This is a genomic window from Clostridium sp. 16K-1-R1, assembly GCF_023921145.1.
GTDB lineage: Bacteria > Bacillota > Clostridia > Clostridiales > Clostridiaceae > Sarcina > Sarcina perfringens.
The window spans coordinates 3,041,801-3,068,658 of record NZ_CP046515.1 but is presented as its reverse complement, the minus strand read 5'-3'; the positions used below and the strand labels follow the sequence as shown (position 1 = coordinate 3,068,658).

The following is a 26,858-nucleotide window of genomic DNA, read 5'->3' as shown; positions in this document are numbered from 1 at the left end:
TATATAACAATTTAGTGGACAAAATAAAAAAATAAATATTACAAATAAATGTATATTATTAGATAATTTGAAATTATGATATAATTTATTTAATGAATTTTAACTATTAGAGAGGAGCGATCAAGGTGAAAGAAGGAAGAGTAAAAAGAATTTTAGAAGCTATGAAGGCAAATGATATACCTCAAATGTTAGTTTCTTCACCTGCATCAATATTTTATTTAACAGGTAAGTGGATATCACCTGGAGAAAGAATGATAACACTTTACTTAAATACAAAGGGTGAACAAAAGTTTATAGTAAATGAATTATTCCCAATAAATGAGGACTTAGGTGTTGATATTTTATGGTACAACGATACTATGAATCCAATAGACATCTTAGATAAGACAATAGATCATGAAGAAGTATTAGGAATAGATAAGGATTGGAAGGCACATTTCTTAATTCAATTATTAGATAGAAATTCAGCAAAGAAATTTGTTAATGGATCTCCTATAGTTGATAGAGTTAGAATGAGAAAAGATGATGAAGAAATAGCTTTAATGAAAGAAGCTTCAAGAATAAATGATATTGTAGTAGAAAAAGCAATAAAGAGTTTAAAAGAGGGCATGACTGAAAAAGAAGTAGTAGAAGTTTTAGGAAAAGGTTATGCTGAATATGGGTGTCAAGGATATTCTTTTGAACCAATCGTTGCTTTTGCAGCTAATGCAGCAGATCCACATGCAGAGTCAGGAGAACAAAAATTAGAAAAAGGTATGGGAGTTCTAATAGATACTGGATGTAGAAAAGATTATTACTGTTCAGATATGACTAGATGTGTATTCTTTGGTGAGCCAACAGAACATCAAAAAGAAATATTTAATACAGTTTTAGAAGCTAATAAAAAAGCTATAGATATGATTAAACCAGGAGTTAGATTCTGTGATATAGATAAAGCTGCTAGAGATGTTATAGAAAATAAAGGTTATGGCAAGTATTTCACTCATAGAACAGGTCATTCAATAGGAATAGAAACTCATGATTTTGGTGATGTTGGATCAACTAATACTGATGAAGTTAAACCAGGTATGATTTTCTCAGTAGAACCAGGAATATATCTTCAAGGAGATATGGGAGTAAGAATAGAGGATTTAGTCTTAGTAACTGAAGATGGTTGTGAAAGATTAAATCACTTAAACAAAGAATTAGTTATTATAAAATAATAGTTTAAATAAAAAGAACATTCTTCAATTGAAGAATGTTCTTTTATTTTTAAGTAATTTAAATTTTTCTAATTATTAAGCACTAAATAAGATACCTGCTATAGTAGCTGTCATACAAGTAGCTAATACACCACCTAAAAGTGCTTTGAATCCTAACTTAGCTATAGTTGGTTTCTTTTCTGGAGCTAATCCACCGATACCACCTAATTGTATAGCAACTGAACTTAAGTTAGCGAATCCACAAAGAGCATAAGTTAATATCATTATAGTCTTAGGTTCTAAAGTTCCGCTTGCTATGTAGTTTGATAATTGTGAGTAAGCTAAGAATTCATTAACTGCTAATTTAATTCCTAGTAAGTCTCCAGCTGCGAAAACGTCTTTAGTTGGAACTCCCATTATAAATGCTAATGGAGAGAATAATCTACCAAGAATCCAGTTTAAGCTTAACCAAGGTGCACCAAATATTCCACCAATTGCTCCAAATAAAGCATTGATCATAGCTATAAGAGCAACGAATGCAAGAAGCATAGCACCAACGTTTAAAGCTAATCCTAAACCTTCTGAAGCACCGTTTGCAGCAGCTTCAATAACATTTTCACTTTCAACTTTAAGTTCTAAAGTTGCGCCACCTTTAGTTTCAGGAACTTCAGTTTCAGGAACTAATATTTTAGCTAATATTAATCCAGCAGGGGCTGCCATGATTGATGCTGCTAATAAGTTACCAGCGTTAACACCCATAGCTACATAACCAGCCATAACACCACCGGCAACAGTAGCCATACCACCTATCATGATTGCACATATTTCTGATCTAGTCATGTTCTTTATGTATGGTTTAACTAGTAGAGGAGCCTCTGTTTGACCTAAAAAGATATTACCAACTGCACTGAAAGTTTCAGCACCACTTGTTCCTAATACTTTAGCAACACCCTTAGCAATAACTTTAACTACTACTTGAACTATACCTAAATGATAAAGTACACTCATTAATGATGAGAAGAAGATAATAGTTGGTAATACTTGTAGAGCAAATATTACACCGAATTTGTCTGTATCAAGTAATGATCCAAATAAGAATGAACTACCTTCTTTAGTAAAATCTAATAACTTAGTTATTCCGCTACTAATCCATTCAAATACTGCTCTACCGGCAGGAACTTTTAGGATTAATAAAGCGAAAATAATTTGTAATAAAAGACCTGTTCCAACCAATCTCCAGTTGATCTTCTTTCTGTTTTCAGAAAAAAGAACAGCTATACCAATAATACAAATAAGACCGATTACACCAATAAACCTATCCACATTTATTCTCCTTTTCTTATGTTTTTATACTAGTTTTATATTTAACAAAAGTTAAGAAATATATTAATTTAACTTTTTATTAAATCTCTTTTATAATGTTAGTCATTAATTCTATGAATGTCTTTCTAACTTTAGCTGAAGTTTCCATAACTTCTTCATGGTTAAGTGGTTGTTCTAAGATACCAGCAGCCATGTTAGTCATGCATGATACACCTATAACTTTCATTCCACTGTGGTTAGCTATTATAACTTCAGGAACTGTTGACATACCAACTGCATCTGCTCCTAATATTCTAGCCATTCTTACTTCTGCAGGAGTTTCGTAAGTTGGGCCACTAAACATAGCATATACACCTTCTCTTACTTCTATTCCTAAATTTTTAGCTATATCTTTAACTTGAGCTCTTAAATCTTTATCATATGCATTTGACATATCAGGGAATCTAGTACCGAATTCATTTAAGTTTTTACCTATTAAAGGATTTGATCCTGATAAATTTAAGTGGTCTGATATTATCATTAAATCTCCAGGAGTATAATCTTTGTTAACTGCTCCAGCAGCGTTAGTAACTACTAAAGTTTCAACTCCTAATAATCTCATTACTCTTACTGGGCAAGTAACTTCTTGCATTGAGTAACCTTCGTAGTAGTGGAATCTTCCTTGCATTGCAACAACTTCTTTACCTTGGAATTTTCCTATAACTAATCTTCCAGCATGACCTTCAACTGTAGATACAGGGAAGTTTGGAATTTCGTTGTATGGGAAATATTCAGCATCTTCTATTTGATCAGCTATAGCTCCTAACCCTGATCCTAATATTAATCCTATTGTTGGGTTATATTTACTTTTACCTTTTATGTACTCAGCAGCTGCTTTAATTTTGTTTGATAAATCCATAACTCTACACCTCTTCAATGAAATTTTATTTTAGTAATGATTTTAATTGTGGAATATTTCTAGTATGTGGTAACGCTTACTTTAAAATGTATAAAATTCTAAATTAAACTTGAAATTATTTTATTAACTTTTCTGAACCTTTCAAAACAAGTTCAGGAGTTATTATTATACTATTTAATTCTTTTTTAGAGTCATTATTTAAAGATTCTATTAGTAAATTCATACCAATCTCTCCAAGTTCTCTAGTTGGACCATTTATGTGACTAAGATTTATACCTAGTGTATCTAATATAGGTATATTATCAAAGGAAATTAATGAAATATCTTTTGATAACTCAAGGTTTGCTTCTCTTAAAGCTTTTAAGCAACCTAAAGTCATAAGATTATTACATACAAAAATGGCTGAAGGTCTATTTTTCATAGCTAAGATTTTCTTAGTACATTCATATCCACTTTCTTCTTCATAATTTCCATAAAAAATTAAGTCATTATTTATAGGAATATTATTCATTAATAATGCTTTTTCATATCCTAATAATCTGTCCTGAGCTGGTTTAGATGTCATGCGACCAGTAATTATTGCTATATCCCTATGATTAGCTTTAATTAAAGCTTCGATAGCATCATAAGAACCTTTAATGTTGTCCACAAAAACGCCGTTAAAATTATGATATTTAAGACTTCCATCAACTAATATGACTGGTATGCCTAAATTTGTAATAGCTTTTAAGTACTCGCTATTTAAATCATTTTCAACAGAGGTTGGACAAATTATAATTCCCCTAATTCTTTGTTCTTTTAATGTTTTAATAGCCTTTATTTCCCTATCGATACTCTCGTTAGAGTCACAAAGAATCAAATTAAGATTATGCACTTCTGCAACATCACTTATTCCTTTTATTATTGATCCAAAGAATGGATTTGTAATATCAGGAACTATAACTCCAATAGTATTAGTAATACTTTTTGAAAGACTTCTAGCAATAGCACTAGGAGTATAGTTATATTTATTTATAACTTTCATAACCTTTTCACGAGTTTCATCTTTAACATATCCAGAATTATTTATAACCCTAGAAACTGTAGCTAAAGAAACTCCCGCTTCTTTTGCGATATTATTTATTGTTACAGACATTTCATTCACCCCCTTGTACATTATTATAGATTAACTAGGAAAATAATTAAACAAATATTTCCCAATAAATAAATTCAATTAAAATTTGTGTGTTATCGCTTACACACAAATGTACAAAGAGAGAATCACTACATGTAAATGATAACATTATTTTTATAAGAATGCAAATAAAAAAAGACTATTTTTTTAATAAAATAGTCTTTAAATTAATTTAGTTTAAAAAAAGTTCACCAACTTTAACTACATCACCAGCTCCAACTGTTAAAAGTAAGTCACCTTTTGATAAGTTAGCATTTACATATTCTAATGCTTCTTCATGAGAGTGTACATTTGTACATTTAACTCCATGAGATCTTATAGCATCTCCTAATTGATCTGAATTTATTTCACCTAAATCTTTTTCTCTAGCTGCATATATATCCATTAAAACAAGCTCATCACAATCATCAAAACATTTAACAAAATCATTGAATAGAGTTTTTGTTCTTGTGTAAGTATGTGGTTGGAATACACAAACTATTTTATTGTGATTCATTTTTTTAGCTGTGCTTAGAGTAGCTTTTATTTCAACAGGGTGGTGAGCGTAATCATCAATAACAGTTATATCATTTTTAGTACCCTTATATTCGAATCTTTTATGAGCTCCTCCAAAAGATGAAAGTCCTGATACTATTGCATCAGCGTTTATATTGAATATTTCTGCTAAACATACAGCTGATAATGAGTTTGATACATTATGCATACCAGGTACATTTAAAGAAAGAGAAAGAAGTTTTTCTTCATTTCTAAATACATCAAAAGTAGCACAACCTTTTTCATTAAACTCTATATTTCTAGCTTGTATATCCCCATTATTAATTCCATAAGTTAATACATTGCATTTAGCTACTTCAAGAACTTCCATAACTTTTTCATCATCAGCATTTCCTATGATATATCCATCATTAGGTATAAGTCTAACGAATTGTTTAAATGTATCTTTTATGTGGTTTATGTCCTTATAAAAATCTAGATGGTCTGCATCTATGTTTAATATTATTCCAACATAAGGGAAGAATCTTAAGAAACTTTGTTTATATTCACAAGCTTCTGTTATAAAGTATTCACTGTTTCCAACTCTAAAGTTTCCATGAATAATATCTAAATCTCCACCAACTAATATTGTAGGGTCTAGATCTGCACTAAGGGCAACATGAGAAATCATTGAAGTAGTAGTAGTTTTTCCGTGAGTTCCAGCGACAGCAACATTGAACTTATGACCTTTCATAATTTGTCCTAAAAATTCAGCCCTGTCCATTAAAATAAGATTATCCTCTTTAGCCTTAATTATTTCAGGGTTATCGCTAGGTATTGCTGCAGTATATACAACTACATCAACATCTTGTAAATTATCTTTACTGTGACCTATGTATATTTTTGCACCTTCTTCTTTTAATCTATTAGTAATTTCTGATTCTTTTGAATCAGATCCTGAAACTTTGTAACCAGCGTTAAGTAATACAGCAGCTAAGCCACTCATACTAACTCCACCAATTCCTATGAAATGAACTTTTTTATTAATATCTTTTAATAAATCGAAAGACAAGATATCAACTCCTTTACTTATATACACTAATAATTATATACACTTTTTTGGAAAAGCACACAAAAAAATTCTTTTTAAAATCATTTTATGAAAATTTATTTAGTTTAGTGCTAAAAATAACTGACAAATATTTATATAGTTATTATAGAATAACTTAATAATTATCAAGAAAAAAGTCTTAAAATTCGCAATGAGTGATACATAACCGGTTAACAGTATTAACAAAGTTTGTTATAATTATTTTAAATGCAGAATAAGAAGAAAAATATTTATAAAAATATATGTGTTTTATAAAGAATAAAATATGAATTATAAGTGGAAAATATATACTGGGAAATTTATATAGGTCAGGTGATTAATATGGAGAAGTTAAGTAGAAATAGTAGAGTATCGATTATAACAAAAGTTCTTATAGAAAATCCTAATAAAATAATAGGATTAAATAAGTTTTCAGATCTTTTAAATGCAGCTAAATCAACTATAAGTGAAGATATAGTTATTGTTAGAGAAGTGTTATCTAAGTTTTCTATGGGAAAAGTTGAGACAATAGCTGGTGCTGCTGGTGGAATAAGATATATTCCAGAAGTAGGAGAAATAGAAAAAAGAAAGTTTTTAGAAGAATTATGTGATATTGCAAGTGAAAGCAATAGAGTTGTTCCAGGTAATTTTTTATATGTTACTGATATAATGTTTAATCCAAGTATAATAAGTAAAGCTTCTATTATATTAGCATCTTATTTTCAAGATATGGATATAGACTATGTGATAACTGTGGAAACTAAGGGAGTTCCATTAGCTTACGAAGTAGCTAAATGCTTAGGAGTACAATTAATAACAGCAAGAAGAGATAGTAAAGTAACAGAAGGATCTACAGTTTCAATAAACTATGTTTCAGGAACATCAGGCAAAATACAACAAATGTGTTTATCTAGAAAATCATTAAAGCAAGGAAGCAAATGCATATTTATAGATGATTTTATGAGAGGCGGCGGAACTGCTAAAGGTTTAGTTGATTTATTAAAAGAATTCGATTCTGAGCTTATGGGAATTGGAGTATTAATAGACAATAAATTATCAACAAACAAAATAACAAAAGATTATGTATCTTTAATTGATATTGTTGAGATAAATGAGGATGGAGTGAAAATGGTACCATCTATGTAATTTCTACAGTTGTTGTGTTAAAGAATAATTTACAAAAAATATGAAAAAAAGAAGGATTTCTATATTTTTCATAGAATATACATAATAACAACAACTGGAGGTGTACCATAATGAATATTACAGATGTAAGAATTAGAAAAATATCTGCAGAAGGTAAAATGAAAGCCATAGTTTCAGTAACTTTTGAAAATCAATTCGTAGTACATGATATTAAAGTTATAGAGGGACAAAATGGACTTTTCATAGCAATGCCTAGCAGAAAGACACCAGATGGAGAGTTTAAGGATATAGCTCATCCTATAAATACAGAAACTAGAGAGCAAATTCAAAAAGCTATTCTTGATGAATATGAAAAGGTTAAAAACTTAGATGTGCAAGAATAATTTTAATAAAAGGAAGATATCTTCCTTTTATTTTTTTGTCTAACATAATAAATTCCATGTAAATGGCATTAATAAGTTATTATTGAAATAAGTAATTTATTAACATATAATTGAAAATGAGAAATTTGAAGATTTCTGAAAAAAATAAGAGATTAAATTTAAATAGTATAGCTTATATAATAAAATGAGTATCACAAAGAGGTGTTTTTATGAATAAATGTGCTATAATATTAGCAGCAGGTCAAGGAACTAGAATAAAATCTAAGTTACCAAAAGTTCTACACAAAGCTTGTGGAAAAGAAATGGTTAATCATGTTATTGATGCTATGAGAAATGCAGAGATAGATGATGTTAATGTAATAATAGGAAAAGGTGCTGAATTAGTTAAAGAAAGAACTACATCAAGAAATGTTAGTTATTCTTTACAAGCAGAGCAGTTAGGAACTGGCCATGCTGTTAAATGTGCAAAAGACTTTTTAGAAGGAAAAACAGGAGTAGTAGCTATATTTACAGGAGATGCTCCTTTAATAAAGCCTGAAACTGTTAAGAATTTAGTTGATACACATATCAATGAAAAGAATTCAGCTACACTGTTAACATCAGTGATAGAAAATCCAACTGGCTATGGAAGAATAGTTAGAAATGGTGAATCAGTTGAAAAAATTGTAGAACATAAAGATTGTAATGAACAAGAAATAAAAATACAAGAAATCAATGCAGGAATGTATTGTTTTGATATAGAAAGTTTATTAACTTCTTTAGAACAACTTTCAAATGATAATGCTCAAGGAGAATATTACTTAACAGATGTTATAGAAATATTAAAGAAAGAGAACAAGAAAGTTGGAGCAATGATCACAGATTTTGAAGAAACTTTAGGGGTTAATTCAAGAGCTGAGCTTGCTAAAGTTGAAAGCATAATGAGAAATAGAATAAATAGAACTCATTTAGATAATGGAGTTACTATAATAGATCCTCTAAACACATATATAGAACCAGAAGTAGTTATTGGTAAGGACACTATAATCTATCCAGGTAATGTTATAGAAGGAAAAACAGTAATTGGAGAGGATTGTGTTTTATATCCTAATTCAAGAATTAACAATAGTACAATAGGAAATGGTGTTGAAATTCAAAGTTCAGTTATTTTAGATAGTAAAATAGGTGATGAAACAACTGTAGGACCATTTGCTTATGTTAGACCAGAAAGTAATATTGGAGAACACGTTAGAATTGGTGATTTTGTTGAAATTAAAAAATCAACAATTGGAAATAATACAAAGGTATCACACTTAACTTACATTGGAGACGCTGAAGTTGGAGAAAGATGTAACTTTGGATGCGGTACAGTTGTAGTTAACTATGATGGAAAGAAAAAACACAAAACAATCATAGGTGATGATTCATTTATAGGATGTAATACTAATTTAGTTTCACCTGTAGAAGTAAAAGATAATACTTATATAGCTGCAGGATCAACAATAACTAAAGAGGTTCCAGAAGGAAGTTTAGCAATAGCAAGAGCTAAACAACAAAACATAGAGGGCTGGGTTGAAAGAAAAAAGCTTAAATAAGCATTAAATATACAAATGCCAAAGGCTAGGTTTAATTTTAAGGAGGTCTTCACTAAATGGAAAATCATTCAAAAAACATAAAAATATTTACAGGTAATTCTCATCCAGAATTAGCTAGAGAGATTGCAAAGGCGCTAAACATTCCTCTAGGTAAAGCTGAAGTTGGTACTTTCAGTGATGGAGAAATATCAGTAAATATAAAAGAAACTGTTAGAGGTTGCGATGTATTTATAGTTCAATCAACTTGTAGTCCTGTAAATAATAACTTAATGGAGTTATTAATAATGATAGATGCCTTTAAAAGAGCATCAGCAGGAAGAATAAATGCTGTTATACCTTACTATGGATATGCTAGACAAGACAGAAAAGCTAAGTCAAGAGATCCAATAACAGCTAAGTTAGTAGCTGACCTATTAACAGCAGCGGGTGCAGATAGAGTTCTTACTATGGATTTACATGCAGCACAAATTCAAGGTTATTTTAATATACCAGTAGATCACTTATTAGGCTCACCAATTTTAGCAAAATATTTTGTTGAAAAAGGATTAGCTGATAGAGATGATGTAGTTGTTGTTTCACCAGATTTAGGTTCAGTAACTAGAGCTAGAAAGTTTGCAGATAAACTTAATGCTCCAATAGCTATAATTGATAAAAGAAGACCAAAAGCAAATGTATCTGAAATAATGAATATAATAGGAGATGTTAAGGACAAAGTTTGTATCTTAATAGACGATATGATAGACACTGCAGGAACAATAACTAATGCAGCTAATGCTCTTAAAGATTTAGGAGCAAAAAATGTATATGCTTGTTGTACTCATGGAGTATTATCAGGTCCTGCATTTGAAAGAATAAATAACAGTGCTATTGAAGAGTTAGTTATGTTAAATACTATAGCTCTTCCAGAGGGAGAAGGTTTAAATAAGTTTAAATCATTATCAGTTGCACCAATTATGGCAGATGCAATAAATAGAATTTATGATGATGAACCATTAAGTGGATTATTCCAAGACTAAAAAAAAGAGCGCATATGTCGCTCTTTTTTTTATAAAATCACTAAAAATTGAAACTTTTTTTAAACAAAAACGTTTAAATTTGATTAAAATGTAAAAATAAAATAATTTTGTTAATTATAAATTGATAAAAATCAATAAATGTTTTACACTTTATTTATATACATTAATAATATGTTAAATGAAAATATTTCATGTTTTTAAAGTATAAAACTGCATAAAATAAGGACAAATGTAGAATAGTTACAGAAAGGATTTTAAGAGGTGAATTTTATGGAAGGTTTATTAGGAAAGATTTTAATTGTAGACGACGATGAGAATATATGTGAAGTCATAAAAATGTATCTAGAAACTACAGGATATAACGTTAAAGTAGCTCATGATGGAAAGGCTGCTAAAGAAGAATTTGTTAACTTTAGCCCTAACCTAGTTGTATTAGATATGATGCTACCTGGAATTGATGGAATGGAAGTATTAAAGTGGATAAGAAAAGATAGTAACGTTCCAGTAATAATGTTAACTGCTAAAGGAGAAACTTTTGATAAGGTATTAGCTTTAGAAATCGGTGCAGATGACTATGTAGTTAAACCTTTTGAACCAAAAGAATTATTAGCTAGAGTAAAAGCGGTTATGAGAAGATATTCAGGAGAAGAGCCAGATAATGTAGTATTAAACTTCCCAGGTTTAACTATAGATGCTAACTCATATAAAGTTATATACAATGGAGAAGAAGTTAAGACTCCACCTAAAGAGTTTGAACTTTTACACTATCTTGCAAGCAACAAGAATAAAGTTTTCACAAGAGATCAATTATTATGTGAAGTTTGGGGATATGATTACCCAGGTGATTCAAGAACTGTTGATGTTCACATAAAGAGATTAAGAGAAAAATTAAACGGTGGAGAAGACTGGCAACTTGAAACTGTTTGGGGTGTTGGGTATAAATTTGAGGTGAAATAATGAGATGTCGTGGCTTAGTTCCAAAGTTAATCTTAACACTAAGCGTAACAATATGCATTACTTTCTTTATTGTAGGTATAATACTTTCTAGCTTGTTTAGAGAAGAATATTATCAAGAAAGATTAAAAACTTTATCTGGAGAAGCGGAAGTTATAGAACAAGTTGTAAATTCATTTATGAATAGTGAAACTACTTTAGGTGAATTAGATAAATCTATATCATTTATAGGAGATTCATTAAAAGCAGATATTTATTTAATTGATAGTTATGGTTACATATATTCAGTTTCTAATGAAAAATATGATTATTTAAAACGCACAAAAATAGATGATAATGATATGAAAACATTAAAGGAAAATATTCCTATAGAGCAGAAGAAAAAAAATGAATTTATATATTCTAAACCTATCTTCTACAAGGGGGTATTTACAGGCGCTGTTTCAATAGTTACTCCTTTGAGTGCTTTATCAGATTCTCTTGTTAGAATTAATCAAATTGTATGGATGTGTGTAGCTATAGCTATAATTTTTTCTGGATTAGCAATATATTTTATTTCAAAAAAGATAATCATAAAACCTTTAAAAGTTATAAATAATGCTGCTAAAAAGATTGCTAACGGAGAAATTGGAAATAGAGTTAATGTTTCTTATGATGATGAGGTCGGTGAGTTAGCTGAATCATTTAATATAATGGCAACTTCTATTGAGGAGGCAGAACTAAATAGAAGGGAATTTATATCTAATGTATCTCATGAGTTAAGATCACCAATGACATCGATTAAGGGCTTCATAACTGCCATATTAGATGGAGTTATTCCTAAAGATAAAGAAGAATATTATCTTGTTATAGTAAATGATGAGATAAGTAGATTAACTAGACTTATAAATGACTTACTAGATTTATCTGCTATGCAAGCTGGAAAACTAGAGTTTAATATAAGTGAGTTAGAATTAAATAGAATTATAGAGACAACTGTATTAAAGATGAATCAAAAGGCTGCAAGTAAAAATATAAAAATTGAAGTTCTCTTAGAGAGCGAAAAATTATATGTTTATGGAGATAATGATAGATTAATACAGGTTGTTACTAATTTAGTTGATAATGCTATAAAATACTGTGATGAAAATGGTGAAGTTAAAATATCAACTAAAACAAAGGGAAGTAAGATTATTGTTAGCATATTTAACACTAGTAAAGGAATAGATGAATATGATTTAACTCATATTTGGGATAGATTTTATAAAGTTGACAAGGCAAGAAGTAATAAAACTAGTACAGGGTTAGGATTATCTATTGTGAGAAATATAATACTGCAACTAGAAGAAGATATTTGGGCTGAAAATGTCAAAGATAAAAATGGTGAAATAAAAGGTGTTAGATTTAATTTTACTTTAACTAAAGTTAAATAAGTATTGCATAGGGGGTCTTTATGGGGAATTTTTTTAAGAACTCTAAAAAGGGGAAGGATCTCCATGGAGTAAATGAAAAAAACTATGACAATATAGTTATTAAAAAGGATAAAAAAAGGTTTTGGATAAAGAGCTTATTAAAGTTAATTAGTTTTGTTATTCTAGTTGTTTTAGTGAGTTTTATTGCCTTTAAACACTATACTAAAGATTTAACCATGAAAGAGCAAAAAGCAAATCTTTTAAATGAAATAAAAGATGGTAGATATGATATAACTAATTTAGTAAATAAATCAGGATGTAGTTTAGTTACAATCGGTGATGATAGTAATAACTTAGCTATAGGAAAAGATGATGGTAAAAATGTTTCTGGATCTATCATAAGAACAGATGGATACATAATAACTAGTTATAGTGCAATAAAGGATTTTTCAAAAGTCTATGTAAAAATATCAAGTAATGATATAAGTCCTTTTGAGGCTAGAATTGTTGGATTTGATAAGGATACTGACATTGCAGTATTAAAAATAGGGGCTAATGGATTAAAAAGTATTTCAACATCAGAATTAGAGGTTCTAGAAATAGGCGAAAAAGTTGCTACCTTAGGAAATACAACAAGTGAGGAACCTGTAGGTTTTGTATCTAATGGAATAGTTAGTGCGCCTATAAAGAAAACAAGCGTAGGAGAAGAAGGTCATTCTGATTCTAAGGTCTTTGATCTTATAGAAACTAATTCTTTAATAAATTCAGATAATAATAGTGGTATATTATGTGACTATAATGGAGTTGTTATTGGTATAAATAGTTTATATTTTACTAATAAATTTTCTAAACCAGGAATATATTATGCCTTAGAAATAAATGATGCTTTAAGAATAGCAGATTCTATAATAAGAAAAGGTGGCGTAACTGCAAGCGTAACCTTAGGAGTTACAGGATCTACTGTTGCAGATGAAAAGAGCAATATTTATGGAATTTATGTAGAAGATGTTGATAAAGGTAGCAATGCCTTTAATGCAGGAATAAAACCAACTGATATAATAGTTGAAGCTGATAATGAGAAGGTTAAGAATATAGAAAGCTTAGCTGACTTATTGAAAAAACATTCTGTAGGTGACATAATTAAACTTAAAGTTATAAGAGGAGATACCACAAAGGATATTTCTGTAACTTTAAATTGATTAAAAGAATATAACCCTTCACATAATTTAGTGAGGGGTTTTTTATTGTTTTATATTAATAGTAAAAGTATAATTAAAGAATGATTTAATTAAAAATTAAGAATTTAATCAACATGGAGGTTAATATGATTTTAATAGTTGGATTAGGAAATCCGGGAAAACAATATGAGCAAACTAGACATAACATTGGATTTGATGTAATTGATTATATGGCAAATAAGTATAATATTGATGTAAATAGGGAAAAATTTAAAGGTATTTGCGGTGAAGGATTTATAGAGAATAAAAAGGTTATTTTATTAAAACCTTTAACATATATGAATTTAAGTGGAGAAAGTATAAGAGAACTTGCTAACTTTTATAAGTTAGAAGATGATGAAATAATAGTAGTTTATGATGATATAAGTTTAGATATAGGAAGATTAAGAATAAGAGAAAAAGGTAGTGCTGGTGGGCATAATGGAATCAAGAGCATAATACAAAATCTTGGCGGAGATAAATTCCCAAGGGTTAAAGTGGGTGTAGGACAACCTAAAGATAACTTAGTAAATCACGTTTTAGGAAAATTCTCAAAGGAAGATAGGGAACATATAGAAAAGGTTATTCCAGTAGTAAGTGATGCAATAGTTGAAATTGTAAAAAATGATGCTAAGGAATCAATGAATAAATTTAATGGAGTTAATATAGAATAGTTTATTTATTTTAGAATGGTGGTGTTTAGATTGAGGTTACAGGGGTTAATGGCTCCCTTATTAAATAGTGAGGCTTTTCAAAAGGTTAAATCCTTTATGGAAAGCGGAAATTATCCAGTAATGATAAATGGTTTATCTGATTCGGGAAAATCATATTTTATAAATGGTATATATGAGGAATCAGATAAGCCTATAGTTGTTGTTACGCATAATGATATTGAAGCTAGAAATATATATGAGGATTTATCTTTTTACTTACCTAATGTGTATTATTTACCTTCAAGAGAGATTGTGTTTTACAATATAGATGCTATTTCTGGTGATTTAAGATGGGCAAGGTTAAAGGTTATAAAGGAAATGCTAAGAAGCACTAAAAAAATTATAGTTACTTCTATAGATGCTTTTGCAGCAACTTATACACCTAAGGAGCTTTATAAAAGTCATATATTAAAAATTAAAGTTGGAGATGAAGTCGATTTTAAAGAGATTTCTCATAAACTTATTGAATCAGGTTATGAAAGATTAGAGACAGTTGAAGGAAAAGGTGAATTTTCATTAAGAGGAGGAATATTAGATGTATTTCCTCCTAATTCTGCTAATCCTTTTAGAATAGAGTTATTTGGAGATGAAGTTGATTCTATTAGAACTTTTAATGTGGAGTCACAAAGAAGTATAGAAAAGGTAAAGAGGGCAGAAATATTCCCTGCTAAGGAAGTTATATTAAGTAAAGAAACTATAGAACATGCTATAGAAAAGATGAGAAAAGAACTTTCTGACTTTGAAAACAAAGTTTCTGATAAGGAAATAAAAGAGAGACTTAGAAAATTAATAGAAAGAAATATAGAATCATTACAAGAAAATTGGAGCTTTGAAACTATAGATAGTTATCTCCCATTTTTCTTTGATAAACCAGCAACATTATTTGATTATTTAAATAATTATACCTTTATAATTGATGACGCTAAAAGATGTAAGGGAAAGTTAGAAAGTACTGTATTTGAGTTTACTGAAAACTATGAAGCCTTCCTAGAAAGAGGAAGCATATTACCTTCTCAAATTAATTTAAGCTTAAGTGCTGAGGTGGTAGAAGAATCATTTAAGGGAAATAAAGTAATAAATCTAGCTCCTTTTGGAGATGGTGGATTTATAGAATCCTTAAACAAAGTTGAAGTGAAACAAAGTACTAAAAGTGGATATCAAGGTCAACTTGATATGCTTATAGATGATATAAAAGAGAATAAGAAAAATGGATTTAGAACTTTAATACTTTCAGGAACAAGACCAAGGGGAGAAAGATTAGTAAACACTTTAAGAGAATTAGAGATAGAAAGTGTATATAAAGACGAAGTTGATGAAATAAATAATGGAGAAGTTGTAATAACATTTGGAGAGCAGAATAAAGGATTTGAGTACCCAGATATAAAACTTTGTTTAATATCAGATAAGAGTGTTTTTGGTGAGGGTAAAAGAGCTAAAAAAACTAAGAGAAAAAAATCAAAAGGTGTATCTAAAATTAAGAGTTTTGCTGAGTTAAAGCCAGGAGACTACGTAGTTCATGTAAATAGTGGTATAGGTGTCTATAAAGGAATAAAACAAATAGAAGTTCAAGGACATAAAAGAGATTATTTAGACATTGAATATTCAAAAGGTGATAAATTATATGTGCCAGTTGAACAATTAGATTTAGTTCAAAAATATATTGGATCAGATAGTGCTTCTCCTAAGATAAGTAAATTAGGAGGAAATGAGTGGCAAAAAGCTAAGGCTAAGGTAAGAAAATCCATAAATGACATAGCTGGTGACTTAGTAAAATTATATGCTGAGAGATCTACTGTAAAGGGATATAAATTCTCAAAGGATACTCAATGGCAAAAGCAATTTGAAGATGAATTTCCATATGAAGAAACACCAGACCAATTATCAGCTATTGAAGATATAAAGAGTGATATGGAAGCAAACAAAGTTATGGATAGATTACTTTGTGGTGATGTTGGATATGGAAAAACAGAGGTTGCCATTAGAGCCGCATTTAAGGCCGTAATGGAAGGAAAGCAAGTAGCATTTTTAGTTCCTACAACAATATTAGCAGAGCAACATTATAAGAATATGAAAAAAAGATTTGCAGGATTCCCTATAACTATTGATATGATAAGTAGATTTAGGACTAAGAAGCAACAAACAGAAACTTTAAAAGCTTTAAAAGAAGGAAATGTTGATATATTAATAGGAACTCATAGACTTGTTTCTAAGGATATTCAGTTTAAGGATTTAGGGCTTCTTATTGTGGATGAAGAACAAAGATTTGGAGTGGCTCAAAAAGAAAAGATTAAGAGTTTTAAGAAGAATGTTGATGTTCTTACTTTAAGTGCAACACCAATACCTAGAACTCTTCATATGTCACTTACAGGAGTAAGAGATATTTCTGTAATAGAGACTCCACCAGAGAATAGATATCCTATTCAAACCTATGTTGTAGAACAAAATGATCAACTTATTAGAGATGCAATTTTAAGAGAAATTAATAGAGATGGTCAAGTTTATTTTGTTCATAATAGAGTTGAAAGTATTCAAGAGGTAGCTAATTATATACAAGAACTTGTTCCAGAGTGTAAGGCAACTGTAATTCATGGACAAATGACAGAGAGACAGTTAGAAACTGAAATGATAGACTTTATGGAAAGAAAGTATGATGTTTTAGTATGTACTTCCATAATAGAAACAGGAATTGATATTTCAAATGTAAACACAATGATAGTAAATGATGCAGATAAAATGGGACTTTCTCAGCTTTATCAATTAAGAGGAAGAGTTGGTAGAAGTAACAAGGTTGCTTATGCATATTTCTTATATCAAAGAGATAAGGTATTAACTGAGGTAGCGGAGAAGAGACTTAAAGCCTTAAAAGATTTTACAGAGCTTGGATCAGGATTTAAAATAGCCATGAGAGACCTTGAAATAAGAGGAGCTGGAAATATGATGGGATCAGCTCAGCATGGGCATATGGCGGCTATAGGATATGATTTATACTGTAGAATGTTAGAAGACACTATAAAAATTGTTAAGGGTGAAATAGAAAGAGAGCCAGTAGAGACAACTGTAGATTTAAAAGTGGATGCATTTATTCCTTCAAGTTATATAAAAGATGAAATTCAAAAGATTGAAGTATATAAGAAAATTGCTGCTATAGAAAATGAAGAGGATTATGAATATGTTAGAGAGGAATTAGAAGATAGATTTTCTAATATACCAAATACAGTTTATAATCTTATGGACATAGCTTATATAAAAAGTAAAGCTAAACTTTTAAATATTGAAGAAATAAAAGAAAAGAATGAAGATGTAATATTTATATTTGAAAGTAGAGAAAGAACAGATAAGAGAATATTTAAAGTACTTTTAGAAGAATATAAAGATGATATATTAATTGAATTTGGAGATAAACCAACAATTTTATATAGAGTGAAGGACAAGAAAAAAGAAGATGTTTTATCTACTTTTAAAGAGATGTTAGATAAGTTAATAGCTTTAAATAATTAATAATTTATAAATTGAAATATTACTGTAACATTGATATACTAAAATAGAATTTGACTAGAATATTATGTAAATTTTAATAGGAGAAAGGCGAGGTATTAGAATGGTAAGTGTAAAAAAAATAGTCGCATCTGCACTAGTGGGAGTTTTAATGTTTAGTGCTGTTGGGTGTAATATGGTAGAAAAAACTCAAGCCGCTATTGATAAGACGACTGTAGCTACAGTTAACGGAGAGAAAATAACTTTAGGAGAGGTTGATTCACATTTAAAAGGAGTCTTTGCTCAAATGAAAAGCCAATATGGTGATAAATATATGGATGACCCTCAAGTTGCACAACAAATATTACAACAAAGACAAAGTGTAGTACAGGGCTTAGTAACTGACAAAGTTTTAGGAATCGAAGCTGATAAATTAGGAATAAAACCATCAGAAGAAGAGATTAAGAAAAAAGTAGATGAGCAATTTGAGAATATCAAAAAAGGAATGGGAGATAATTTTGATAAAGCTTTAGAGGCTGAAGGATATACAGAAGATACATTCAAAGATGTAATAAAAAATCAAGTTATAAATCAAGCCGTTCAAGATTATATTATTAAAGATGTAAAGGTAACTGATGAGGATGCACAAAAATACTATGATGAGAATAAACAACAGTTTGTAGCTAAGGATTCTGGAGTTCTTACAAAACACTTATTATTTGAAAATGAAGAAGAAGCTCAAAAAGCTTATGATGAAATTCAATCAGGAAAAACAACATTCAATGATTTATTTACAAAATATGAAAATAATAAATCAGAGAATAAGAAACCTATAGCAGAAAACTTAGGAGTAGTACCTGCAGAAAACTCAGGATTAGTTCAAGAGTTTGTAGATGGATTAAAACCATTAAAAGAAGGAGAAATATCTAAGCCTATAAAAACTCAATTTGGATATCATATAATTCAAGCTGGAGCTACTTATGAAAAAGGAGCACAGTTATCATTTGATGAGGTTAAATCACAAATAATACAAATTTTAAAACAACAAAAAGATTCAGAGAAATTTAAAGCTGATATGGATCAATGGAAAAAAGATTTAAATGTTAAAGTTTATGATGATAAATTACAAGAAGGTTTAAAAATAAGCAAATAGTTTTATTAAGACTTATGGAAGTTATTCCATAAGTCTTTTTTTAGAGTTTTTTAAGAGATATTTTCTTAAATTGGCTATTAAATTTAAAGATGACATAAATATAATCAATATGCATAAAATTTCAAATAAATTAAATACTATTAGTGTAGACAAAGATTAGTGATTAGTATTTATACAGGGAGGTACATATAAATGAAAGCTACTGGAATAGTAAGACGTATTGATGATTTAGGTAGAGTTGTAATACCTAAGGAAATAAGAAGAACTTTAAGAATAAGAGAAGGGGATCCTTTAGAAATCTTTACTGATAGAGATGGTGGAGTAATATTAAAAAAATACTCACCAATAGGGGAACTAACAGATTTTTCAAAGGAATATGCTGAAGCTCTACAACAATCTACAGGACACATAATTCTGATATCAGATAATGATGCATTTATATCTGTAAGTGGAACTTCTAAAAAAGAGTTTTTAGAAAGAAAAATAAGTGATGAGTTAGAAGATATAATGGATAAGAGAAAATCAGTAGTATTAAGTGCTACTAATAAAAACTTAATACCAATCCATAGTGACGATGATGAAAGTAAATATAGTGGGCAGGTTATAGCACCTATATTAGCTGAGGGTGATGCTATAGGGTCTGTAGTTATACTTTCTAAAGAAGGTAAAGCTTTAGGAGAGGTTGAACAAAAACTAGCAGAAACAGCAGCTGCATTCTTAGGCAAACAAATGGAACAATAAAGCTATCATAATTAAATATTTGTATTTTAAATAGTAATAATACCTCTGAATTTAAAATAATATAAAATGAGACTTAATTTAGAGAAAGTAAATCCTTACTTAAATTAAGTAATATTAAATCCACGCACTTTTTATAGTATTTTAATATAATTTGGTTAATTTAAATTTGGAGGTATTTTATGAAGAAACAATCCCTTATAAAAGGTAGTCTTGTACTTGCTTGTGCTGGTATTTTAGCCAAGTTTCTTGGTTTATTTTTTAGATGGCCATTAATAATGTTAATAGGAGATGAAGGTTTAGGATATTATCAAATGACCTATCCCTTATATATGCTTTTTGTTGCCATTGCAGCAGGTATACCTATAGCAGTATCTAAATTAGTATCTGAAAAAAATGCTCTAGGAAAGTATGAGGAAAGTTTTCAGGTAATAAAAGAAGCTTTAAAGGTAATGGTTTTACTAGGAATAGGGACAAGCATCTTTTTAGCTGTAGGTGGTAAATTTCTTTTACCATTTTTAAAATGGGATGATAAGGCCTATTATTCTATACTAGGAATTTGTTTAGCTCCTACATTAATAGGAATAATAACCCCTATTAGAGGTTTTTTTCAAGGATTTCAGAATATGACTCCAACAGCTATATCTCAAATACTAGAGCAAATAGGTAGAGTTATAGTTGGTGTTGGATTAGCTTATATATTGATAGATAAAGGAATTGAATACTCAGCAGGGGGAGCATCCTTTGGAGCAGTAGCTGGAGCCTTTGTAGCAGCCTTATATTTAATTCCTAAATATAGAAAGATAAAAAATAGTTTTAAACTAGGTAAGATAAAAGGTAGTCATAAAATATTTATGGAAATAATAAATATAGCTCTTCCTATATCTATAGGTGCTGCCGTAGGAAGTGTTATGGGGGTTATAGATTCTGTCTTAGTTCCTCAAAAGCTTTTACAAGCTGGGTTTACTGGCCAAGAGGCCACAGTTTTATATGCTCAGCTTACAGGGAAAGCTACTGTGTTTACCAATATTCCTATGACCTTAGCTACTGCATTAGCTGCCTCAATAATACCTATAATTTCTGAATTATATATTCTTAAAGATAAGGTACAAGTTAAACAAAAAATAGATACTACAATGAAATTATGCATGATAGTTTCTATCCCATGTTTTTTAGGTTTATTTTTTATGGCAGAACCTATAATGAATCTTTTGTTTCCAGGAAAAGCTGATGGCTTTATGATATTAAAATATTTATCAATTAGTGTTCCATTTTTAGTTGGGACGCAGATAACAACATCCATATTACAAGGAATGGGATATTATTATAGACCTGTTTTTCATCTTTTTATAGGGTGTATATTAAAAGTGGTATTAACTATGAATTTAATACCTATAAGATCTTTAAATATTTATGGTGCTGTAATAGCAACAATAATATCTTATTCTGTGGTATTAATATTAAATTTAATATATATGGCTAAGAGATTTAAATACGCTCCTAATATAAAAGATGTAATAATAAAGCCTATCTTTGCATCAATTTTAATGATTGGTACAGTTTTATATTTATATACACAAGCTTTAAAATATAGTGGAAGTAACAGTATATCTTGCTTAATAGCTGTATTTGTGGGTATTATTATATATATGATATCATTGTTTGTACTTAAAATTTTTAGCGTAGAAGAAATAAAGGGACGACTAAGAAATTAATTTTTATAAGTTGCGAAGGAGAATATAGAATGCTTAAGATAATGGGTCTAGGGCCAGGTGCCTATGAAGCATTAACAATAGGTGCTTTAAAAGAATTAAAAAACAATAAAAATATATATTTTAGAACAGAAAAACATCCTACAGTGGATTTCTTAAAAGATGAAGGAATTAAGTTTGAATCATATGATCATACATATGAAAAATATGATAGCTTTGATGATGTATATAAATATATTGCAGAGGATTTAATAACTAAAATTAAGGATGATGAGGATTTAATATATGCAGTGCCAGGTCATCCTTTAGTGGCAGAAAAATCAGTAATTAATTTAATTGAATTATGTAAAGAAAATAATATTCAGTATGAAGTTTTGCCAGCAGTTAGCTTTGTAGATGCTATGATGGAAGCTTTGCAAGTAGATCCAATAGAGGGTGTAAAAATAATTGATGCCTTTGACATGAAAAATCAAATATTAGATAAGCGTGTTGGAACTATAATAACTCAAGTTTATAATAATTTCATAGCTTCAGAGGTTAAGTTAAGACTTTTAGAAGGATATGAAGATGATACTGAAATAATATTTGTAAGAGCGGCTGGAGTTGAAGGCTTAGAGAGTATAAGAAAAATACCTTTATATGAATTAGATTGGCAAGAAGATATAGATTATTTAACTTCAATATATATACCTAAGGATTTAGGAAATAAAAAAGATTTTCAAGATTTATTAGATATTATAGAAACTTTAAGAAATCCAGGTGGATGTCCTTGGGATAGAGAGCAAACTCATGAGAGTTTAAAGAGTGCTCTTTTAGAAGAATGCTATGAAGTGATAGATGCTATTGAAAATGAGGATGAGGATGCTTTAATAGAAGAGCTTGGTGATGTTTTACTTCAAGTCGTATTCCATGCTTCTATAGGTAAGGAAGATGGATATTTTGATATTATGGATGTAATAGGTGGAATATCAAATAAAATGATAAATAGACATCCTCATGTCTTTGGAAATGAAGAAGCAAATACCTCAGAGCAAGTTTTAGTAAATTGGGATGAAATTAAGAAAGAAGAAAAAGGTATTAAAACTTTAACAGAAGAAATGCAAAACATAGCTAAATCTCTTCCAGCTGCAACAAGAGCTTATAAGGTTCAAAAGAAAGCTAAAAAGGTAGGTTTTGACTGGGATGATGTAAATTGTGCTATGGATAAAGTAAAAGAAGAATTAAATGAAATAAAAGAGGTTTATAATTGTGAAGATAAGTCAATAATAGAAGGTGAAGTAGGTGACTTACTTTTTGCTTGTATAAATGTAGCAAGATTCCTAGAAGTTGATGGAGAATTAGCTTTAGATAAAACAATTAAAAAGTTTATAAAGAGATTCTCTTATATTGAAAATGAAGCAATAAAAAACAATAAGAATTTAAAAGATATGACCTTAGAAGAGATGGATAAACTATGGGAAGAGGCTAAAACAAGTGAAAAATAAGTGTTTTTACTAATTTATGGCTTGTTAAAATGAAAAAAAGCATAAATTTTAAAAAAAATGCAAAAATATCAGTATTTTTAGGGCAAAAATTGAAAGTATTGACTATACAAAGAAAGAAATATATATTATGATAATATAAGTTGATACTAGTTCATTTGGATAACTGGTAAACAATTATTGCAGTAAACTAACTGGAATTTTAAGGAGGATGTAAAAGTGAATAAAGCAGAATTAATAACAAGCATGGCTGAAAAAAGCAACTTAACTAAAAAAGATGCTGAATTAGCTTTAAAAGCATTCATAGAAAGCGTTAGCGAAACTTTAGAAAATGGTGACAAAGTTCAATTAGTTGGATTCGGAACTTTCGAAACTAGAGTAAGAGCTGAAAGAGAAGGAAGAAACCCAAGAACTAAAGAAGTTATAAAAATACCTGCTTCAATAGCTCCTGTATTCAAGCCAGGTAAAGAGTTAAAAGAAAGAGTTAACGCTTAATTTTAGATATTTTAAGTTTGGTTAATTTAACTTTAAAAAAGCCCGAGTTATTTCTCGGGCTTTTTTATCTATTAATGAAGTTTCTTTAAGATTAAGGAGGATATCCTATGAGATTAGATAAATATTTAAAGGTTTCTAGAATAATTAAAAGAAGAACAGTTGCTAAGGAAGCTTGTGAAAGTGGAAGAGTAATAATAAATGGAAAAGTTGCAAAACCTTCAAATGATATAAAAGAAGGGGATATAATAGAAATATTATTTGGAAACAGAACTTTAAAAGCAAGAGTTATAAACATTGCTGAGCATGTTAGAAAAGAAAATGCTAAAGAGATGTATGAGATATTAGAAGGCGAAGAAGATAAAGAATAATATGGTTTACTTAAAGCTTTATTATTAAAAATGACTAATATAATTTAAAAGATTATATTAGTCATTTTTTTGTGTAAAGATGAATAATCATAAGTTAGGGAAAATATTTTTTTACATAGGAGGCTTTCTTATGACTGATAAAAAAAGTGAAAATAAAACCATACAAGGTGCTAGCAGTTTATCTTTAGAAAATAGAAAAATTTTATCTATTACAGGTGTAAATGAAGTTATAAACTTTGATGAAGAAAAAATAAGTTTAAAAACAGATTTAGGTCCATTATTAATAAAGGGATCTGAGTTAAAGATGAATAAATTAGATGTTCAAAATGGGGAGGTTATAATAGGAGGATTTATAAGTAATATTGATTATTTAAATAAAAAAAATAAGCGTAAAAGAAATATAAATTTACTTTCTAAAATATTTAAATAGGTGGGAGATATGCTTTTAGATATAAATATTCAATTTAAAATTGTTATTTTTGCAATATTATCTGGAATAATAATTGGATTTTTGTTTGATATTTATAGAGAATTTAGAGGTGTTTGCAAAAATAAAATATTAATAACAATTGAAGATATATTATTTTGGATATGGTGTAGTTTAATTGTATTTGTATTTTTACTAAAATATAATTATGCCCTTATAGGTGTGTATGTATATGTGTTTATGGGGATAACTTTAGTTATTTATTTAAAAACATTATCTAAATATTTTAGAAGAATACAACATAAAATTCTAGCTATACTATTAAAGAATCTGAGAATAATATTCAAAAATATAAGATATGCATTTAAAAATACATTCACAAATTAAAAAGTTAATTCATAAGGTAAAAATTGCTTGAATTAAGCTATAATAGTGTTTACAATAGACTTATATCGTACCGTTGCAAGTATGGGGGTATAAGAGTGAAAAAAAGAATGAATTTAAAAAATATGGTAATAATTATATTAATTGCTATATTGGTTATTTCTTATGTTAGACAAGAACTTACAATGAACAAAATACACAAAGACATAGAAGCCAAGCAAACTCAGCTTAATGAGCTTCAAGATAAAAATAAGAAGTTACAAGATGAGGTAAACCAATCTTCAACAGACGAATACATAGAGAGAATGGCTAGAGAAAGATTAGGTATGATTAAGAATGGCGAGAAGGTTATTACTAACTCAGATTCACCTCAAGACAAGCAAAATAATTCTGAAGTAAAAAACAATCAGAATAAATAAGGTTATTATTAAAAATAACATATATTTTATTTATAAATTTAAGGAGGAAACTTTTAAACATGACCTTAATGGCAGGAAACATATTAGAGGGTAGAATAATTAACATCACAAACTTTGGTGCGTTTGTTGAAGTGGAAGGAAAGACAGGTTTAGTTCATATATCTGAAGTAGCAGATACTTATGTTAAAGATATAAGAGAGCATCTTAAAGAAGATGACAAAGTTAAAGTGAAAGTAATATCAGTTGATGATAAAGGCAAAATAAGCTTATCAATAAAGCAAGCTATGCCACCAAAGAAGAAATCTGTTAAACCTGCAGATTTTGATTGGAATAATGAAAAGAAAGCTAAGCCAAAACAAAACTTTGAAGATATAATGTCAAAGTTTTTAAAGGATAGTGAAGAAAGACTTCAAGATGTAAAAAAACATCAAGATGTAAAACAAAGAAAAAGAAAATCAATATAATATTTCTTAAAATCCCTTGGAGCATATCTAAGGGATTTTAAATTTAGCTTTTATATTTTGTCTTTGTATAATTTAATACTTATTTAAAATAGAATTTCAATAATAAAATATAGATTATAATAAAAATATTTCTTTATTTTAATTATTTTTAAGCTTAATTTTTTTATGTTTTTTAGTTTTTTCTAAAAAATCATATGAGATTATGGAGTTTTTTTATGATTTTTTTTAACTAAACCTTAGATTTCATGAGGGTTTATTAATATTTATAATAAATTTTATAAAAAACTTTAAAAAATATGTTGACAGTATGCTTGTGCTTATGTATAATAAATCTTGTCGTTGGGAAACACGATGACATGCCGAAGTGGCGGAACTGGCAGACGCACAGGACTTAAAATCCTGCGGTGCTAACACACCGTACCGGTTCGATTCCGGTCTTCGGCACCATAACATCGCGGGGTGGAGCAGCTGGTAGCTCGTCGGGCTCATAACCCGAAGGTCGTAGGTTCAAGTCCTGCCCCCGCAACCACATGGCGGGATAGCTCAGCTGGCTAGAGCATTCGGTTCATACCCGAAGGGTCGCAAGTTCGAATCTTGTTCCCGCTACCATTTAAACTTAATATATGCCGAAGTGGCGGAACTGGCAGACGCACAGGACTTAAAATCCTGCGATGCTAACACATCGTACCGGTTCGATTCCGGTCTTCGGCACCAATAATATCGCGGGGTGGAGCAGCTGGTAGCTCGTCGGGCTCATAACCCGAAGGTCGTAGGTTCAAGTCCTGCCCCCGCAACCACATGGCGGGATAGCTCAGCTGGCTAGAGCATTCGGTTCATACCCGAAGGGTCGCAAGTTCGAATCTTGTTCCCGCTACCATTTAAACTTAATATCTGCCGAAGTGGCGGAACTGGCAGACGCACAGGACTTAAAATCCTGCGATGCTAACACATCGTACCGGTTCGATTCCGGTCTTCGGCACCAAAACTCATCTTAAAATAAGATGAGTTTTTTATTTTTCTTTAATATATAATTATCTTTTTTGTAGATAAAAACATACTTTATTCAACAAAAAGTGTTTTTAGTAAAGTCTAAAAAAGATAATATATTTCTTAAAATTCATGTCAACTTATTTATTTCCAATTAAATGGTAATTAAATTATAAATCTTATATAAAAAATATAAATTCCATAAAATTTTTGTTTTATTAT

General features: G+C 29.3%; 24 protein-coding genes and 7 tRNA genes. 27 read left to right on the top strand and 4 right to left on the bottom strand.

Annotation, left to right across the window (positions count from 1 at the left end; all coding sequences use genetic code 11):
* The first annotated feature begins 125 nt into the window (after nt 1-125).
* Nucleotides 126-1,202, top strand: a complete 1,077-nt coding sequence (locus GOM42_RS13860; RefSeq protein ID WP_003456773.1) for a Xaa-Pro peptidase family protein — start codon at nt 126-128, stop codon at nt 1,200-1,202.
* A 75-nt stretch (nt 1,203-1,277) separates the two neighbouring features.
* Here the strand turns inward: GOM42_RS13860 and GOM42_RS13855 are convergent, their stop codons facing one another.
* The 4 genes from GOM42_RS13855 to murC form a co-directional block, all read right to left on the bottom strand.
* The gene (locus tag GOM42_RS13855; protein WP_003456809.1) at nt 1,278-2,504 is read right to left on the bottom strand and encodes a NupC/NupG family nucleoside CNT transporter; all 1,227 of its coding nucleotides are present in this window, start codon (nt 2,502-2,504) and stop codon (nt 1,278-1,280) included.
* A 79-nt stretch (nt 2,505-2,583) separates the two neighbouring features.
* The gene (locus GOM42_RS13850; RefSeq protein ID WP_003456857.1) at nt 2,584-3,402 is read right to left on the bottom strand and encodes a purine-nucleoside phosphorylase; all 819 of its coding nucleotides are present in this window, start codon (nt 3,400-3,402) and stop codon (nt 2,584-2,586) included.
* A 115-nt stretch (nt 3,403-3,517) separates the two neighbouring features.
* Nucleotides 3,518-4,537 (bottom strand): LacI family DNA-binding transcriptional regulator, encoded by a 1,020-nt coding sequence (locus GOM42_RS13845; protein ID WP_003450734.1) that lies wholly within the window; start codon nt 4,535-4,537, stop codon nt 3,518-3,520.
* A 211-nt stretch (nt 4,538-4,748) separates the two neighbouring features.
* Nucleotides 4,749-6,122 carry a UDP-N-acetylmuramate--L-alanine ligase gene (murC, locus tag GOM42_RS13840; RefSeq protein ID WP_003463013.1) on the bottom strand — a complete coding sequence of 458 codons (1,374 nt, stop codon included), beginning with the start codon at nt 6,120-6,122 and terminating at the stop codon, nt 4,749-4,751.
* A gap of 360 nt (nt 6,123-6,482) precedes the next feature.
* On the opposite strand from murC, the gene purR reads away from it, so the two are divergent.
* From purR to GOM42_RS13710, 26 genes are all read left to right on the top strand, one after another.
* Entirely contained in the window at nt 6,483-7,286 is an 804-nt protein-coding gene (gene purR, locus GOM42_RS13835) for a pur operon repressor (RefSeq protein WP_003456678.1), read from the top strand.
* 110 nt (nt 7,287-7,396) lie between these two features.
* Nucleotides 7,397-7,669, top strand: coding sequence for a septation regulator SpoVG (spoVG, locus tag GOM42_RS13830; RefSeq protein WP_003450704.1), 273 nt, complete (start codon nt 7,397-7,399; stop codon nt 7,667-7,669).
* A 209-nt stretch (nt 7,670-7,878) separates the two neighbouring features.
* A complete protein-coding gene (gene glmU / locus GOM42_RS13825) occupies nt 7,879-9,243 on the top strand; it encodes a bifunctional UDP-N-acetylglucosamine diphosphorylase/glucosamine-1-phosphate N-acetyltransferase GlmU (protein ID WP_003456738.1) in 1,365 nt (454 codons plus the stop codon).
* Nucleotides 9,244-9,299: 56 nt separating this feature from the next.
* Complete coding sequence (locus GOM42_RS13820; protein ID WP_003456820.1) at nt 9,300-10,259, top strand: ribose-phosphate diphosphokinase; 960 nt, start codon at nt 9,300-9,302, stop codon at nt 10,257-10,259.
* A gap of 270 nt (nt 10,260-10,529) precedes the next feature.
* Complete coding sequence (locus tag GOM42_RS13815; protein ID WP_003450635.1) at nt 10,530-11,216, top strand: response regulator transcription factor; 687 nt, start codon at nt 10,530-10,532, stop codon at nt 11,214-11,216.
* Nucleotides 11,216-12,625 (top strand): HAMP domain-containing sensor histidine kinase, encoded by a 1,410-nt coding sequence (locus tag GOM42_RS13810; protein ID WP_003462996.1) that lies wholly within the window; start codon nt 11,216-11,218, stop codon nt 12,623-12,625. Before GOM42_RS13815 ends, GOM42_RS13810 begins: the two co-directional genes overlap by 1 nt.
* 20 nt (nt 12,626-12,645) lie before the next feature.
* The gene (locus GOM42_RS13805) at nt 12,646-13,803 is read left to right on the top strand and encodes a PDZ domain-containing protein (RefSeq protein WP_003462949.1); all 1,158 of its coding nucleotides are present in this window, start codon (nt 12,646-12,648) and stop codon (nt 13,801-13,803) included.
* A 125-nt stretch (nt 13,804-13,928) separates the two neighbouring features.
* Nucleotides 13,929-14,495, top strand: coding sequence for an aminoacyl-tRNA hydrolase (gene pth, locus GOM42_RS13800; protein WP_003450588.1), 567 nt, complete (start codon nt 13,929-13,931; stop codon nt 14,493-14,495).
* Nucleotides 14,496-14,525: 30 nt separating this feature from the next.
* On the top strand, nt 14,526-18,032 hold the full coding sequence (gene mfd, locus GOM42_RS13795; RefSeq protein WP_057232190.1) for a transcription-repair coupling factor: 3,507 nt from the start codon (nt 14,526-14,528) through the stop codon (nt 18,030-18,032).
* A 100-nt stretch (nt 18,033-18,132) separates the two neighbouring features.
* Nucleotides 18,133-19,161 carry a peptidylprolyl isomerase gene (locus GOM42_RS13790; RefSeq protein WP_110077496.1) on the top strand — a complete coding sequence of 343 codons (1,029 nt, stop codon included), beginning with the start codon at nt 18,133-18,135 and terminating at the stop codon, nt 19,159-19,161.
* Between the two features lie 192 nt (nt 19,162-19,353).
* Nucleotides 19,354-19,902, top strand: coding sequence for a stage V sporulation protein T (gene spoVT / locus GOM42_RS13785; RefSeq protein WP_003472465.1), 549 nt, complete (start codon nt 19,354-19,356; stop codon nt 19,900-19,902).
* Nucleotides 19,903-20,081: 179 nt separating this feature from the next.
* Nucleotides 20,082-21,614 carry a polysaccharide biosynthesis protein gene (locus tag GOM42_RS13780; protein ID WP_003467866.1) on the top strand — a complete coding sequence of 511 codons (1,533 nt, stop codon included), beginning with the start codon at nt 20,082-20,084 and terminating at the stop codon, nt 21,612-21,614.
* Nucleotides 21,615-21,643: 29 nt separating this feature from the next.
* Nucleotides 21,644-23,095 carry a nucleoside triphosphate pyrophosphohydrolase gene (mazG, locus tag GOM42_RS13775; protein ID WP_110077497.1) on the top strand — a complete coding sequence of 484 codons (1,452 nt, stop codon included), beginning with the start codon at nt 21,644-21,646 and terminating at the stop codon, nt 23,093-23,095.
* A gap of 216 nt (nt 23,096-23,311) precedes the next feature.
* Nucleotides 23,312-23,587: an HU family DNA-binding protein gene (locus GOM42_RS13770; protein ID WP_003450698.1), complete on the top strand. Its 276-nt coding sequence runs from the start codon at nt 23,312-23,314 to the stop codon at nt 23,585-23,587.
* 107 nt (nt 23,588-23,694) lie between these two features.
* On the top strand, nt 23,695-23,955 hold the full coding sequence (locus GOM42_RS13765; protein WP_003450572.1) for an RNA-binding S4 domain-containing protein: 261 nt from the start codon (nt 23,695-23,697) through the stop codon (nt 23,953-23,955).
* A gap of 130 nt (nt 23,956-24,085) precedes the next feature.
* Nucleotides 24,086-24,385: a sporulation protein YabP gene (gene yabP / locus GOM42_RS13760; RefSeq protein ID WP_003479288.1), complete on the top strand. Its 300-nt coding sequence runs from the start codon at nt 24,086-24,088 to the stop codon at nt 24,383-24,385.
* 9 nt (nt 24,386-24,394) lie between these two features.
* Nucleotides 24,395-24,769 carry a spore cortex biosynthesis protein YabQ gene (yabQ, locus tag GOM42_RS13755; RefSeq protein WP_003467923.1) on the top strand — a complete coding sequence of 125 codons (375 nt, stop codon included), beginning with the start codon at nt 24,395-24,397 and terminating at the stop codon, nt 24,767-24,769.
* Between the two features lie 95 nt (nt 24,770-24,864).
* Nucleotides 24,865-25,185, top strand: a complete 321-nt coding sequence (locus GOM42_RS13750; RefSeq protein ID WP_057232185.1) for a septum formation initiator family protein — start codon at nt 24,865-24,867, stop codon at nt 25,183-25,185.
* A gap of 59 nt (nt 25,186-25,244) precedes the next feature.
* Entirely contained in the window at nt 25,245-25,649 is a 405-nt protein-coding gene (locus tag GOM42_RS13745; RefSeq protein ID WP_003450336.1) for a S1 domain-containing RNA-binding protein, read from the top strand.
* Nucleotides 25,650-26,007: 358 nt separating this feature from the next.
* Nucleotides 26,008-26,096 (top strand) — tRNA-Leu (locus GOM42_RS13740).
* A 6-nt stretch (nt 26,097-26,102) separates the two neighbouring features.
* Nucleotides 26,103-26,178: transfer RNA gene (locus GOM42_RS13735), tRNA-Met, on the top strand.
* 3 nt (nt 26,179-26,181) lie between these two features.
* Nucleotides 26,182-26,258, top strand: a tRNA-Met gene (locus GOM42_RS13730).
* 16 nt (nt 26,259-26,274) lie between these two features.
* Nucleotides 26,275-26,363, top strand: a tRNA-Leu gene (locus tag GOM42_RS13725).
* 7 nt (nt 26,364-26,370) lie between these two features.
* A tRNA-Met gene (locus GOM42_RS13720) sits at nt 26,371-26,446 on the top strand.
* A 3-nt stretch (nt 26,447-26,449) separates the two neighbouring features.
* Nucleotides 26,450-26,526: transfer RNA gene (locus GOM42_RS13715), tRNA-Met, on the top strand.
* A gap of 16 nt (nt 26,527-26,542) precedes the next feature.
* Nucleotides 26,543-26,631, top strand: a tRNA-Leu gene (locus GOM42_RS13710).
* The last annotated feature ends 227 nt before the right edge of the window (nt 26,632-26,858 follow it).